General features: G+C 58.8%; 11 protein-coding genes. 3 read left to right on the top strand and 8 right to left on the bottom strand.

Features of this window, described 5'->3' with window-relative positions; all coding sequences use genetic code 11:
- Positions 1-7 precede the first annotated feature (7 nt).
- Positions 8-1,069 carry an ABC transporter ATP-binding protein gene (locus ACO07T_RS15390; protein ID WP_209062159.1) on the bottom strand — a complete coding sequence of 354 codons (1,062 nt, stop codon included), beginning with the start codon at positions 1,067-1,069 and terminating at the stop codon, positions 8-10.
- A 144-nt stretch (positions 1,070-1,213) separates the two neighbouring features.
- Positions 1,214-2,950 (bottom strand): ABC transporter substrate-binding protein, encoded by a 1,737-nt coding sequence (locus ACO07T_RS15385; RefSeq protein ID WP_422050121.1) that lies wholly within the window; start codon positions 2,948-2,950, stop codon positions 1,214-1,216.
- Positions 2,951-3,255: 305 nt separating this feature from the next.
- Between ACO07T_RS15385 and ACO07T_RS15380 the strand changes: the two genes are divergently transcribed.
- A complete protein-coding gene (locus ACO07T_RS15380) occupies positions 3,256-3,957 on the top strand; it encodes a fumarylacetoacetate hydrolase family protein (RefSeq protein ID WP_422050120.1) in 702 nt (233 codons plus the stop codon).
- 70 nt (positions 3,958-4,027) lie between these two features.
- A complete protein-coding gene (locus ACO07T_RS15375; protein ID WP_422050119.1) occupies positions 4,028-7,240 on the top strand; it encodes a 2Fe-2S iron-sulfur cluster-binding protein in 3,213 nt (1,070 codons plus the stop codon).
- A 76-nt stretch (positions 7,241-7,316) separates the two neighbouring features.
- On the opposite strand, the gene ACO07T_RS15370 is transcribed toward ACO07T_RS15375, so the two are convergent.
- The 3 genes from ACO07T_RS15370 to ACO07T_RS15360 form a co-directional block, all read right to left on the bottom strand.
- On the bottom strand, positions 7,317-8,474 hold the full coding sequence (locus ACO07T_RS15370) for an acetate/propionate family kinase (RefSeq protein ID WP_422050118.1): 1,158 nt from the start codon (positions 8,472-8,474) through the stop codon (positions 7,317-7,319).
- Complete coding sequence (locus ACO07T_RS15365) at positions 8,471-9,415, bottom strand: bifunctional enoyl-CoA hydratase/phosphate acetyltransferase (RefSeq protein ID WP_422050117.1); 945 nt, start codon at positions 9,413-9,415, stop codon at positions 8,471-8,473. The genes ACO07T_RS15370 and ACO07T_RS15365 overlap by 4 nt, the downstream gene beginning before the upstream one ends.
- 157 nt (positions 9,416-9,572) lie before the next feature.
- Positions 9,573-10,085, bottom strand: coding sequence for a flavin reductase family protein (locus ACO07T_RS15360; RefSeq protein WP_209062169.1), 513 nt, complete (start codon positions 10,083-10,085; stop codon positions 9,573-9,575).
- 303 nt (positions 10,086-10,388) lie between these two features.
- On the opposite strand from ACO07T_RS15360, the gene ACO07T_RS15355 reads away from it, so the two are divergent.
- Positions 10,389-11,102: a trypsin-like serine peptidase gene (locus ACO07T_RS15355; RefSeq protein ID WP_422050116.1), complete on the top strand. Its 714-nt coding sequence runs from the start codon at positions 10,389-10,391 to the stop codon at positions 11,100-11,102.
- A gap of 60 nt (positions 11,103-11,162) precedes the next feature.
- Here the strand turns inward: ACO07T_RS15355 and ACO07T_RS15350 are convergent, their stop codons facing one another.
- The 3 genes from ACO07T_RS15350 to ACO07T_RS15340 form a co-directional block, all read right to left on the bottom strand.
- Positions 11,163-11,768, bottom strand: coding sequence for a LysE family translocator (locus ACO07T_RS15350; protein ID WP_422050115.1), 606 nt, complete (start codon positions 11,766-11,768; stop codon positions 11,163-11,165).
- A gap of 127 nt (positions 11,769-11,895) precedes the next feature.
- Positions 11,896-13,188 carry an MFS transporter gene (locus ACO07T_RS15345; RefSeq protein ID WP_422050114.1) on the bottom strand — a complete coding sequence of 431 codons (1,293 nt, stop codon included), beginning with the start codon at positions 13,186-13,188 and terminating at the stop codon, positions 11,896-11,898.
- A 476-nt stretch (positions 13,189-13,664) separates the two neighbouring features.
- Positions 13,665-14,714: a hypothetical protein gene (locus ACO07T_RS15340; protein ID WP_422050113.1), complete on the bottom strand. Its 1,050-nt coding sequence runs from the start codon at positions 14,712-14,714 to the stop codon at positions 13,665-13,667.
- Between the last annotated feature and the right edge of the window lie 9 nt (positions 14,715-14,723).

Below are 14,723 nucleotides of genomic sequence, written 5' to 3'. Positions count from 1 at the left end.
TCTGCCCTCAGCCGACGCGGGCGCCATCGGGCGCGAAGTAAAAACAGGTGGTCGGATCAAGGAAGAAGTCATGCTCTTCGCCAATCCGGTAGGGGTGGGTGCCATGGGCGAGGCTGACCCAGCTGTTGCCGTCAAAATCAAAGTGGGCGGAGCTTTCGGACCCTGAGAGTTCGGTCACGCCCACATGGCCTTTCAGAGCCACATCGGAGCCGTCATGGGCATGGGGCAGCACGTGGTGCGGGCGCACGGCCATGATGTAGTCGCCATCTTTGAGGCCTGCGGCCTCGCCTGTGGCAGTCCAGCTCAGCGCGCCAAGGTGCATGGCGTCGCCGCGTTTGGTGACAGGTGCGTGGTTGATGGGGGGATCAGAGAAGATGCGGGCCGCCGTGAGAGAGGCCGGAGCGCGGTAGATGTCAGCAGTGGTGCCGAATTGGGCCACATTACCATCCACCATCAGCGCGGTTTCACCGCCCAGTAGGAGCGCTTCTTCGGGCTCGGATGTGGCGTAGACCACCACAGCGCCGCGACCGGCAAAAAGCTCTGGCAGCTGCTCGCGCAGCTCTTCGCGCAGTTTGTAGTCAAGGTTGGCCAGCGGCTCATCCAGAAACACCGCGCGGCTTTCCTTGGCAATGGCGCGCGCCAGCGCACAGCGCTGTTGCTGGCCACCGGAAAGCTCATGCGGGCGACGGTGCAGCATGGGGCCAAGCTGGAGAATATCGGCGGCCTCAGCCACGCGGTCTTCGATCTCGGATTTGGCCATGCCCGCCACTTTCAGCGGGGAGGCGATGTTTTCAAACACCGTCATATGCGGGTAGTTCACGAAGAACTGGTGCACGAGGCTGATCTTGCGTTTCTGGGTGGTCAGCGCGGTGACGTCTTCGCCCTCCATGATGATCTGACCGGAGGCGATCGGGTCAAGCCCGGCCATCATCTTGATCAGGGAGGTTTTGCCAGCGCCGGTTTCACCCAGCAGAACGTTGAAATGGCCTTTTCTCAACGTCAGGGTCGTTGGCTTGATGTGTGTCACACCCTGCACGACCTTGGAAATGTTCTTTAGTTCAAGTGCCATGGATGCACCTTTGATCCTTGTGGAGCGTACCCAAACAGATGGGGCAATGGAGGAGGGGAGTGTTGGTAAGGTGGCCGGGGCTTGAAGGGTAAGCCCCGGCCGGTTTGACCATGAACACGGGGAGTGTCAGGTCAGGAGGAACAGTTAATTCTTGTTCCAGCGGGCAACCAGATCGTCATAGTTGACGGTCTCGCCCTGTGGTTTTTCGTTGTCCAGCTTTGGTTTTGCACCACCGTTGGCGAACCACCACTCTGCGTCTTTCTCCTCGTTGAGGCGAGGACCACAACCGCCATAGACATTCTGGGCCTCATCCGCACGCTGCATACGCGCCATGGTGATGTCCATTTCTTCGGCCAGACGGTCCATTGCTTCCTGTGGAGTGAAGGCGCCGGAGTTCACGTCACCGATCTGCTGCCACCAGATTTGGGCCAGCTTCGGATAGTCAGGCACGTTCACGCCGGTTGGGGACCATGCCACACGATCAGGGGAGCGGTAGAATTCTACCAGACCACCCAGTTTCGGGGCACGCTCGGTGAAGCTTTCGTGGTTCACAGAGCTGTCACGGGTGAAGGTCAGACCCACGTGGGATTTCTTCACGTCAACCGTTTTGGAGGTCACGAACTGAGCATAGAGCCATGCCGCCTGTGCGCGGTCCGCCGGGGTGGACTTCAGGAAGGTCCAGGAGCCAACGTCCTGATAGCCAACCTTCTGGCCTTTTTCCCAGTAAGGGCCGTGTGGGCTTGGTGCCATGCGCCACAGTGGGTTGCCTTCGGCGTCCACGGTGTTGTTGCCTTCAGACTGCGGCTTCACCATGTCTGCGGTAAAGGCGGTGTACCAGAAGATCTGCTGGGCCACGTTGCCTTGTGCCAGAGCTGGCAGAGACTGGTAGAAGTCATAAGACGCCGCACCGGGAGGGGCATAGTTGCGCAGCCATTCGTCCCATTTGCGGATCGCGTAGACCGCTGCCGGGCCGTTTGCCGCACCACCGCGGGTGACGGATGCACCAGCCGGGTTACAGGAACCGGCTTCCATGCGGATGCCCCATTCGTCGATTGGCACACCGTTTGGTTCGCCTTTGGAGCCTGCGCCCGCCATGGAGAGCCATGCGTCGGTCATACGCCAGCCAAGGTCTGGTGCGCGTTTGCCGTAGTCCATGTGGCCGTAGATGTCGACGCCGTCGATGTTCTTCACGTCTTTGGAGAAGAACTCTGCGATGTCTTCATAAGCGGACCAGTTTACTGGCACGCCGAGGTCATAGCCGTATTTGGCTTTGAACTGCTCTTGCAGGTCTGCGCGGTCAAACCAGTCTTTGCGGAACCAGTAGAGGTTGGCAAACTGCTGGTCTGGCAGCTGATAGAGGTCACCATCCGGGCCGGTGGTGAACTGGGTGCCCATGAAGTCATCCAGGTCCAGGGTTGGCGAGGTGGTCGCCGCCCAGTCGCCTGCCATCATGTCGCTCAGGTTGTAGGCCAGTTGCAGACGGGAGTGCGTACCGATCAGGTCGGAGTCATTGACGTAGCCGTCATAGAGGTTCCGCTTGGTCTGCATCTGGGTTTGCACCGCCTGAACCACTTCGCCCTCGCCGAGGATCTGGTGGTTGACTTTGATGCCGGTGATTTCTTCAAAAGCCTTGGTCAGAACTTCGGCTTCATAGCCGTGGGTCGGAATGCCTTCCGACAGCACGTTGATTTCCATGCCCGCGTAGGGTTGTGAAGCAGAGATGAACCACTGCATTTCGCTCATCTGCTCGTCTTTGCTCAGCGAAGACGGCTGGAATTCGGCATCGATCCAGCGCTTGGCTGCCGCTTCGTCGGCGTAAAGCGATTGTGTACCCGCAATCACGGCAGATGCCGCGACGGCGGAGATAAGATACTTCCGCATCTTTTCCTCCCGATTGGTTGTATCCCCGGCTGCAGAAAGCCGGATGCCTTACGTTGTCAAAAGAGGAATTTTTAGTCAACTAATTTATTAGTAGTAAGAAATTTCCTTCGGGTCATTCTCACTAAGTGACTGTGTTTGCTTTGGTTTGTTGATATTTGACCCTTTTGGTTGAGGGCGTCAACGGTAAATAAACCTTGACTCTGAACAAGTGTTCAGACTGCTTTGCACGCCGATGCGATGACGTTATGACTGTGGGATGCAGCTTTTCACGCATTCTGGCGCACGCACCGTGGGAGGGATTTTTCATGTCAGATTATCTGTTTGAGGCACCAGAGGTGTTTGCGCTCCCTGTTGCGGGCGAGGCGCTGGGCTATCCGGTGCGCCGTATCTTCTGCGTGGGGCGGAACTATGCGGCCCATGCGGCGGAGATGGGTGGGGAGGTGGACCGTGAGGCGCCGTGGTATTTCACCAAATCCGTGGCCCATGCGGTGTTGAGCGGGGCGGAGGTGGATTTCCCTCCGGGCACCGAGAATTACCATCACGAGATGGAGCTGGCCTTTGTGCTGGGGGCATCGGTGTTTGAAGCCACCGAGGCGGAGGCTGCGGCGGCGATCTATGCCTATGGCTGTGCGCTCGACATGACGCGACGGGACCGGCAGCAGGATGGCAAGGACAACCGCAGGCCGTGGTCGCTTGGCAAAGATGTGGAAGGCTCCGCTGTCTTTGCGCCGCTGACAAAAGCTGCGGAGTTTGGCGCACCAGCGGCGCAGGCGATCCATCTGGAGGTGGACGGGGAGACACGTCAGGCCGCTGATCTGAGCGAGATGGTCTGGTCACCCACAGAGATCGTCATGCATCTGTCGCGCTATTATCACCTGACCGCCGGGGATGTGATCCTGACAGGCACGCCCGCCGGTGTGGGGCCGGTGACAGCCGGGCAGGTGATCACAGGTGGGATCGACGGGCTCGCGCCGATCCGACTGGCGTTGAAAGTTACAAAAAGCTGAGGCTTATCCAGAGCGCAAGCGTTTAAGCCAGCCAAGAAGGGCAGGCCGAATGGCCTGATATGGGGAGCAGATGGGGATCAAGTTTTTTTCGGATAAGGCGCGGCCGGTGCATCTTGGCCCCTATCCGCTGGAGCGATTGGTGCGCGGCGCGATGCCTGAGGTGGCGGGGATGCCACGGGATTACGACTTGAGCTTTCACCGGCCGGAGCGCCCTGAAAGCATCGTCAACGCCATGGGCGAGTTTCAGGCGATGCTGGATGCTTTGCGGGACGGGCTTGTCAATCCGGTGCAGTCCGGCATTCCGGATGATCCAATTGAGCGTTCCAACCACCTGAAATCTTTTGGCTATTTCAACGATGCCTCGATGGTGGGCGTGGGCCCGCTGCCCGCAGCGGCGCGGTTGTCCACCCCGCGGCGCAATCCGGATATCGACCGGCTTTCTGAGGCGTTGCGCACGCGGCAGATCAAGTCTTTGGCGGCGGGGATCGACGTCATTATGGCGGATCTCAAGGACAGTATGGAAGCGCCGCCCAGCAGCATCGAAACTCATGAGAACGCGATTGTGTTTCTGATCGAGCACCATCGTGATCCGGAACGGGGCGAGCCGGGCAGTGATTGGATTTTGGACGCGCAGGATCACCGCGCCTGTTTGCGGGCCACCGAAGTGGCGGTGGTGATTGCCAATTACATCCGGCTTCTGGGCTTTGACGCAAAGGCGCACACCGCGACCTCCACCGATGTGGATCTGGGGCGTGTTGGCGTGGCAGCGGGCTTGCTGGCGCTGGAGAATGGTGAGTTGATCGCGCCCTGGCTGGGCACCCGCTATGGGCTGGCGGTGATCACAACGGATATGGCGCTGGCCCATGACGGGGCGCTGGCCCCGATGCGGGCGCAGCCCTGGGCGCAGACCCAGGGGCCCGCGTGGTGGCTGGGCACCGGATCAGCGAAATCCGCGCTCAATCAAGACCCGTACCGCAACCGCGACTATGTCAAAGGGGCGCATCCGTTTGAACGGCTGAAGCGGGTGGAAACCCCGACCACCTATATTGATGAGGCCAATGTGGCGCGTGTGCCCAAGCGGGCGGATATGTTTGCGCGGGCGCAGTTCGGGGACATGGGCAAGACCCTGCAGGATTCGGCGAAGGGCGGTTACTATGTGCGCAAATCCGCGCCGAGTTTTGCCCAGAGACGTGCGCTTGGAGCCTTTGTGCTGCTGCAGGATGGCGCGAGCGCTGAGGTCAAAAAGCCAACAGATTCAGAGCGTAACGCGGCGAACCTGAAAGCGGCGACCTATTTCCTTGGGGTGGATGCGGTGGGGCTCAGCCGGTGCCCGGAATGGGCGTGGTATTCGCATGACGCGACCGGAACACCCATTGTGCCGAGCCATGACAACGCCATCAGCATGATCATTGATCAGGGGTATGAGACCATGGAAGGGGCGTCGGGCGATGACTGGATCAGCGTGGCGCAATCCATGCGGGCCTATCTGCGTTTCTCCCTGCTGGGCGGCGTGATCGCGCAGCAAATCCGCAATCTGGGGTATAAGGCCAAGGCCCATACGGTGATGGATGGTGAGGTGCTGCAACCGCCGCTGTTGCTGCTCTCGGGGCTTGGTGAGGTGAGCCGGATTGGTGAGGTGATCCTGAACCCCTATCTGGGGCCGCGACTGAAATCGGGTGCGGTCACCACCGACATGCCGATGAGCCATGATCTGCCGATTGATTTTGGCCTGCAGAACTTCTGTGAGAACTGCAACAAATGTGCGCGGGAATGCCCCTCCGGGGCTATCACTGCTGGCCCGAAGCTGATGTTCAACGGCTATGAGATCTGGAAGTCAGACAGTCAGAAATGTGCCACCTACCGGATCACCACACCGGGGGGCTCGATGTGCGGGCGTTGTATGAAGACCTGCCCATGGAACCTTGAAGGGCTGTTTTCCGAAGCGCCGTTCCGCTGGGCCGCAAGCAATTTCCCAAGCCTTGCCAAGCCTTTGGCCAAGCTAGATGATGCGGTGGGCAATGGCGGGCTGAATGACGTCAAGAAATGGTGGTGGGATATTGAGCTGGAAGAGGATGGCGCATACCGGCCGTCCAAACATCCGCTCAACCGCCGTGATCTGCAGAAAGATCTGGACCTGAAATATGAGGATCAGACGCTGGCGGTCTATCCGGCGGCGCTGGCGCCCCATCCGTGGCCGTATCCTTTCCCGATGGATCGGGAAGCCGGGATCAAAGCCTATGAGGCGATGGTCTCTGCAGATGAGTACAAGCTGCGGCTGGCGGCGGGGGATACCTCGGTGATTGACCGCTATGTGGTGCCGGATGCGGCGGATGCGCCGGTGGTGCAGGTGCAGATTTCTCAGGTCGAGCCGATGACCGCGGATGTGACCAAATATGAGTTTCAGTCGCTGGATGGCGCGCCGCTGCCGGAATGGACGGCGGGCGGGCATCTGGATGTGCTGGTCGCGCCGGAGTTTCTGCGCCAGTACAGCATGTCGGGGGATCCCAAAGATCGCTCCAAATACCAGATTGGCGTGTTGCGCGAAGACGAAGGGCGCGGGGGCAGTGCGCTTCTGCACCGGATTTTCCGCGAAGGGCGCAAGGTGTTTGTCTCCAAACCGATCAACCACTTTGAGCTGGTTGAGGAGGCGACAAAGAGCTTCCTGATGGGCGGCGGCATCGGGATCACGCCGATGATTGCTTTTGCGCACCGTTTGCATGATCTGGGCCGCGACTTTGCGCTGCATTACTCGGCAAGCCGGGAGGAGGGCGCGGGCTATATCGACGATCTGAAGGCGATGCCCTGGGCGGATAAAGTGGTGTTCCATTTCTCTGACAAAGGCACGCGCGCGGATCTGGACGCGATCCTTGGCGGGTATCAGGAAGGCTGGCATGTCTATACCTGCGGGCCGGACCGCTACATGGAAGGGGTCATGGCGGCGGCAGAGCGGCAGGGTTTCCCCGAAGAAGCGCGGCATCTGGAATACTTCAACGTGCCTGAGCAGCCGGAGTATGAGAATTTCGACTTTAAGTTAAAGTTGAAAGATGGTCGGGAACTGTTTGTTCCGGCTGATAAAATCGCCACGGATGTGCTGCTTGAAAACGGTGTGCATGTGGATGTGAAATGCGCCGATGGCATTTGCGGTGTGTGCAAATGCGGGCTGATTTCAGGGGATGTGGAACACCGGGATTTTGTGCTCTCCAACAAACAGCGGGAGACTTCGGTGATCCTGTGTCAGAGCCGTGCCAAAGAGGCGGGCGGTGTTGTGGAGATTGATCTCTGAAGGTGCCAATCTCCCCGCTGATGGCGGGGGTGCTGCCCCGGCGGTGCCTTGCGCACCGCTGGTCCGGGGCAGGGATTTAAGCAGCGACCAAGCGCTGGGTTTCGCCTGCGATGATGCCTTCTTCGTCTGTCGCGATGACATGGGCGGCAAGGCGGCTGGTTTTGGTGGTGATGCGGCTTGCGCCGGAGGTGTTGGCTTCGGCATCGAGATCCGCGCCAAGCCAAGCGCAGCCCTGCAGGATACGCGCGCGTATGGGGGCAGCGTTCTCGCCAATGCCGCCGGTGAAGACAATGGCATCAAGCCCGCCAAGGGTGGCGGCCAGCGCGCCAATCTTCTTGCAGGCCTGATAGACAAAGAGCTCTACCGCCTCAGCCGCTGCTGGGCTGTCTGAGGCCAAAAGATCACGCATGTCAGAGCTGAGACCGGAGACCCCGAAGAGGCCGGATTTGGTCCCTAAGGTGGTTTCGATTTCCGCCACGCTCATGCCGCGGTCACGCATCATGTGAAAGATCACGCCGGGGTCGAGTTCGCCGCAGCGGCGGCCCATCACCAGCCCATCAAGGGCGGTGTAACCCATTGTGGTGGCGATACTTTTCATATCCTGCATGGCGCACATGGAGGCGCCGTTGCCCAGATGCGCGACAATCACCTTGCCATTTGGCGTGTCCAGATGGTGCGGCAATTGGGTGGAGATGTAGTGGTAGCTGAGCCCGTGAAAGCCATAGCGCAGCACACCGTCATCTGACAGCGCGCGCGGGATCGCAAAAAGCTGTGCTATGCGGGGCTGGGTGCGGTGGAAGGCGGTGTCAAAGCAGGCCACCTGCGGGATGGTGGGCCAGCGGCGGGCGACGGCCTCGATGCCTGCGAGGTTGTGGGGCTGATGCCCCGGGGCCAGCGGCGCCAGCGTGCGCAGCTTTTCGATCACCGCATCGGTCACACGCGCGGGGGCGGCAAACTCTTGACCGCCATGCACAACTCGGTGACCCGCGCCAATGATGTTGAAACCCTTTTCCAGCCCCATGATATGCGCCAGCAGCCAGTCGAGAATATCGGCGTGGGTTGCGTCCTCGGCGACGGGCAGATCAATCTCGCTTGCGCCGCCGTGATATTGCGGGCCCATGCCGATGCGATCGACCTGACCGGAGAGTTGCACCGCAAGCTCGGTGTCATAGACCGCGTATTTGATTGAGGAGGAGCCTGCGTTCAGAACGAGATAGGCGTCTTGGGCGCTCACATCAGATCCTTTCCAAGGCTGTGGTGCACCATGAGCTGCGCCAGGGCGGCTGACACGAGGCGGGAGAGCGTGCCGTCCGCGCGGGAGGTCAGCATGATTGGCACGCGTGCGCCCAGAACGATGCCCGCGCTATCAGCGCCTGCGAGATACATCAGCTGTTTGGCGATCATGTTGCCGGCCTCAAGGTCTGGTGCGACGAGGATGTCGGCGTCTCCGGGGACCTCGGATTTGATGCCTTTGGCGTCTGCGGCGCGGCGGGAGATGGCGTTGTCAAACGCCAGCGGGCCGTCGAGCACGCCGCCTGTGATCTGGCCACGATCCGCCATTTTGCAGAGCGCTGCGGCCTCAACGGTGGATGGGATCTTGGGGTAGATGGTTTCCAGCGCGGAAAGAATGGCCACTTTGGGGGTGTCCACGCCGATGGCTTGTGCCAGTCCGATGGCGTTTTGCACGATGTCGGCTTTGGCCATGAGATCAGGGAAGATGTTGATCGCGGCGTCGGTGATCATCAGCGGCTTGGGGTAGGCGGGCACATCGAGCACGAAGACATGGCTCATGCGGCGCTCGGTGCGCAGGCCGTGGGTTTTGTGCACAACAGCGCTCATGACCTCATCGGTGTGCAGCGCGCCCTTCATGATCGCCTGCGCACGGCCTTCGCGCACCAGACGCACCGCTGTTTCGGCGCTGTCGTGGCTGTGCGGCGCGTCAATGATCTCGCAAGCGGAGATATCAAGCGCATGCTCTTTGGCAGCGGCTTTGATGCGGTCCTCAGGGCCCACCAGAAGCGGGGTGATCAGGCCTTTTTCCAGAGCGGCCAATGCGCCCTCCAGAGAGGCTGCGTCTACGGGGTGAACAACAGCGGTTACAATGGGGTCCAGAGGCGCGGTGGCCTCCAGCATATCGTCAAAGCTGTTCTTGTGATGGGGGGCTGAAAGATCCACGGCATACTCCGAGCCTAGATGTTGCGATGCACGTCCTTGTGGCTGTCATATGGGGGGCAGCGATGTTTTGGCAATAAAAAGCGGACCCGCAAAACGAGAAACCCGCTTTGCGGTTCTTGCAACGCTTCGTTGCAAATTAACTAAGCATTTATATGGGTTAGGCTTCTGGCGCGAAGCTGCCGAAATCCCGCTGTGCAAAGACCAGAGGTGTGCCTTCGCCAATCGCGGCGCGCAGGACGCGGCCCACCATAATGTCGTGATCGCCTGCGGGATGGACCGCATCGGTGGCGCATTCAAACCGGGCCAGACAGTTGTGCAGACAGATGACGCCGTCGGCATTCACTTCGTGATCAATCAGATCAAAAGCATCGCCCCGTTTGGAAAAGGCAATCGCCAGATCTTTCTGGTCTGCGCGCAGCACGTGGATGGCAAAGTGGGTGGCCGGGGCAAACTGTGCATAACGCAGAGAGTCTTTGGCCAGTGACCAAAGCACCAGCGCCGGGTCCAGCGACACGGAGGCAAAGGAGTTGGCGGTCATACCAATCGCGCCATTGGCTGTCTTGGTGGTGATCACGGTCACGCCGGTTGCAAAGTTGCTGAGCGCATTGCGATAGGCGCGTTGCGTGTCAACGGAAGGAACGAATCCGGTCAGAGTGGTGTCAGCGGACATGAAAGGCCTGTTCGATTGGTCTGCGCGTGGGCGCAGAGATGGGCTGAATTTTACCTAGTTGCAAGGCTTGAGTAAGATTCAGGGCCAGAATGTGGCGGCGACGTAGCGCCCCTGAGCCTGTGACCCGTGGAGGGTTTTTCCATAAGAAAAAGGGCTCACCGCGCTCTTTGGGTGGCCAGATACAGATAACTTTTGAGCAAAAATGATGAAAGTTGTATTAATCGGAACTGCAAATGGCTTCGGTTCTGCCCGATTGCTGCCCTGATCCGTTGTTCAGATGGGGCATCGGTCAATGGAGGTTCCATGCGGAGCATCAAAGTTTTCGCCATTCTGGCAGCGCTGCTGCCATCGGTGGCGCTGGGGGAAATGGGGAACAATCGGCTTGGTCAGAGCCTGCCAGGGGAAAGCGCCGTGGGGCGCTTGGTGGTGGCAGGCAAGGCCATGTGTACAGGCGCGTTGATTGCGCCGGATACAGTGCTGACGGCTGCCCATTGTTTGTATGATCCACGCAGCGGCAAGCGCGTGTCGGATTCTTCGGTGGAGTTTCAGGCGGGGCTGAAGGGTGGTCAAGCCAAGGCGATTGGCAAGGTTGCACGCGCCACGGTGCATCCAAATTACGTGCACCGCCGCAAGGGCAGTGCGCAGCTTGGTTTTGATCTGGCGGTGCTGAAACTGACGCGGCCGATCTCAAAAAATTCAGTGATGCCAATCAAATACGGCATGAACCTCGCGGACGGAGACCTGCTGGGGGTGGTGAGCTACACGATCACCAACCGCAATGATCCGATCATGGAATTCCCTTGCCGCGTGCTGGCACGCCAGGACAAGACGCTGGTGATGAACTGTGAGGTAAACTCCGGCGCCTCAGGTGCGCCGATCCTCGCGCTGAGCCGAAACGGCCACTCGCCCGCTTTGGTGTCTGTGGTCTCTGCTAAGGCCGCGATGGGCGGGCAGAATGTTTCTGTGGGCACTGTGCTGAGCCCGGATGCGCTGCGCCAGATGATCGCGGGTGGCTGAGATCTCGCAACCCAATTGATCGAGTGAAGGCGGCCTTTGTGCCGCCTTTTTTGTGTGTGTTCACCGCCCAAACAGCAGCCGCAGACCCAGCGCGCTGAGGACCAGTGCGGCCACGCGGTCGAGGTGGGTTTTGGCGCGCAGGTAGGCATTGCGGGCGGTGGTGGTGCTCATGCCAAAGGCCAGAAGACTGTAAAAGATCACCTCGATGATCAGATGGTTGGCAAAGATCGCGCCTTTTTGCGAAAGCGTCATGTTGGGCGGGAAGATCACCACGAGGACTGCGGCTGCAAAGAGTACGGATTTCGGGTTCATCAGATTGATCATCAGCCCTTGCAGGAAGGCATGGCGGGCGGGTTTGACCTCAGAAGGCGCGAGCGGCTCCCGTGCGCCTTTCCACATGCCATAGGCGATGTAGAGCAGATAAAGCGCGCCAAGTGTTTTCACGGCGACATAGGCCCAGGGGAAGGCGGTGAAGACGATTTCCAGCCCCATCAGCGCGGCGAGTGTCCAGAGGGCGGCGACGAGGCCGAGTCCTGCGCCTACAGCAAGGCCAGCGCGGCGGCCTGCAGTGAGGGTGGTTTTCACAGAGACCAGAAAGGCTGGTCCGGGGCTGGCGATGGCCGCGGCCAGTGCGATGTTGAAGGCGAGGATGTGGGTGAGGTCCATGTGCGTCTCCTGTGGTTTGAGGGCACGGTAGGCGCGCGCGGTTGCGCTGTCACTCATTTCACGGGGTTGAAGGGGAGGGCTTATGTTTTGTGAGTGGTTTTTGGGCGTTGGTGAGCCGTTGGGGCAGCTAGTCGTTTTGGCTCGCGGAGAGGCGTTTGCCCAACACGGCGACCAATGCAGTCGCGATGAGCAGAAAGACCGCGCCGCCTATCCACGCGACGGGTGTGGCATATGCCTCTGCCACCGCGCCTGCGAGGATCAGGCCCAGAGCCCCGCCGAGTTGCTGCATCAGGGATTTCAGGGACAGCATTGTGGAGCGTTGGGTGTCCTGTACGCAGCTGTGCAGAATGCTGCTGGCGGGGGTCTCAGACACGCCGAGGATCACGGAATAAAGGATGAACACCGCCACAAAGCCGATGATGCCGCCTTGCAGAGCCAATGCGATCTGAAGGCCTGCCAAACAGGTAAACGCCGCAGCAAGTGTCTTTGCGTGCTGTCGCTTGAAGATCCGGTTGATGTGCGGAGAGAGCGATGCGCCAAAGGCGATGGAGAAGAAATAAGTGGCGGTCACAATGCCGATGATGGAGTTGGCGTAGGTTTCCTGCAGCATGGGCTTGGCATGGGTAGGCCAGAGCACTTCGACCGGGTTGGTCGCCATGAGGAAAAACGCCAGAGCGGCTAGAAGGAGCGACAGCGCGGGGTGTTTCAGAGCGAGAAGGCCCGCGTCTTTGATCACCAGTGGGACCGTTGTGAAGCCCTGTTTCAGCGCTTTAGGGTTCAGCGGGCGTGGCGCTTCGACGATGAAGGTTAGGGTGTAGACGAACACACCCAGCATCACGGCCAAGCTTATCAGATAAGAGACATCAAAGGCGCTGAGCCCCACGCGCGCGGCCGTTGCGCCAAAGAGATCCGGCAACAGGCCGCCCAGAACGGCGCCCATGGCCAGGCCCATGGCGTTGGCCCATTGCGCCTTGGCCAGCGCGGGTTGCACATCGACATTGGGTGCGGCGGTCTTGAAGGTTTCGACAAACCAAGCGTCAAGCGTGCCGGACCGCAAGGCGCGCCCGAAGCCGATAAAGGCAAAGGAAAGCGCGAGCACGTAGAAATCGCTGGTGGAGAGAAAGAGAGCGAGGGAGGTCACGCTGGCAAGGACGGCGGCCAGAAATACCGGCTTGCGCCCGATGGTGTCGGCCAAGCCGCCAAAGGGGAGTTCCATCGCCATGGTTGTGAGCGAGTAGACCCCGAAGAGCAGCGAAATCTGAAAGAGATCCATGCCGCGGTCGGTCAGCGCCAAAGCGACAACGGCGACCGTGAGCCCCATCGCAAAACGATCGAGAAACTGGTGGATCTGAAACACCCGGATGTGCCGCCGCGCCGGAGGGGGAAGTGTCGCGAAGGAGAACTCGGTTTCGGTTGCCATGGTTGTAGATTTGGCGATCTCGGCAACTGAGGCAAGAGTTTGGTGGGGGGAGGTGGGGAAAGGGCTTGGTTAGGGGACTGAATATCAATTGACGCGCGATTAGTTTATAGAGCGGCCGTTTGGTTTGAGGGCGTGTCGACGCTGGTCAGGCTGATGGGGCGCAGCGTTACGCCGATGTCGGCAAGGAGCACGATGCACCGGATGCTACCCGATGATCGAATGGCGGGGCATAGCAGGCTGGAAAAGTCTTATCAAAACCAACCCGATTTTCGTCAAGTGGTGTAGTGTTGTATTTTTGGGCAAATTGGGCTGTTGAGTTTACTATGACGAAAACGACCGACTTTGAATTCAGCGCTTGGTTCAATTACCGGCCATGTGGGCACTGCACCAAGGAGTCCTACGACTGGCTCTAGTCTATTCCCGGAAAATGCTGTGCCATCTAAGACCGGTGGCGGAGCCTAGCAAAATTTCTTCGCTTAGTTCGCGCCAGGGTATGTTCTCGCGTCAAGCAATCGCGCTTTGGGCATGCGGAAAACGCCCACGTAACCGGAAATGTTATTTCCCATAACAACTTTATATGACGATTCATCACCTTCGAGGTAGAATCCCAAATTGCCCTGATACGAATTCGGGGAGCCTCGCCAAAAGACTAGTATGTCACCTCTCTTGGGTTCCGTCGTTGAGATACCGACGTTAAGCCAATTCCTGGATCCAAGATAATTTTTTGGCACAAGGTCAGCGTGTCCTGACTGCGACAAAACCCAAGCAGCAAATACCGGCCCCCAAAATGAATTGTCACCTAGAGTATCGATTGTTGAAGAAGCCTGACTATCCGGGATTTTTTCTTTAAGGTAATTTATATACCCGAGAATCCTTGGGTTGGTTCTATCCCCGGGCCATTCATTCACTCCCTGCTCCTTTAGGGCAATGCATAGCCATTGCTTGGGAACGGATGATGACTGCTCTTTGCACTCCACACTACTTGATAGCAATTCTCCCGAGCTAGGATCTTCGCTTGAAATGCCTGTTGGAAGAGTGCTTGGCTGCGTGTATCCAAATGGGATTTCATTACCTCTCAGGTGTGGTGAATTTCCACCCACAGAAACAGTTGGGAAGTCAGAAGATTCCGTTTGATCAAAATAAACCGAAAGCCTGTCTGCCGTATCCTTATCACTGATCAGGCCAGTTTTCAGCAAGAATTTAAGGTTCTTTTCTGCTTGCGCTGCGTCGCCGTTAGTTTTGATCATTTCTAGTATGCGCGCTTGCTCTGTCCTTACTAACTCAAGTTCTCGGTTTAGTTCAGCTTTGGTTGTCTCAAGTCGAAGAGCATTTTGTGATTGCACAATTGACACGACCGCATTTCCCAACAAGGTAAAGACACCAGCAAAGATCGCCACAACCAGCGGACTACTCCAAGTAAGTGAGGGGCTATCGGTGAGGTGTTCGGCTTTTGAACTTTCAATTTCGACACGTCGTTCGTCGAGCTCGAGCTCTCGTACGCGAAGTTGGTATTCTCGTTCTTCCATGGACTTGCT

Source organism: Shimia sp. (assembly GCF_965227725.1).
In the GTDB taxonomy this organism is placed as follows: domain Bacteria; phylum Pseudomonadota; class Alphaproteobacteria; order Rhodobacterales; family Rhodobacteraceae; genus Shimia.
The sequence above is the reverse complement of the archived record's forward strand: the minus strand, read 5'-3'. Positions and strand labels throughout refer to the sequence as shown.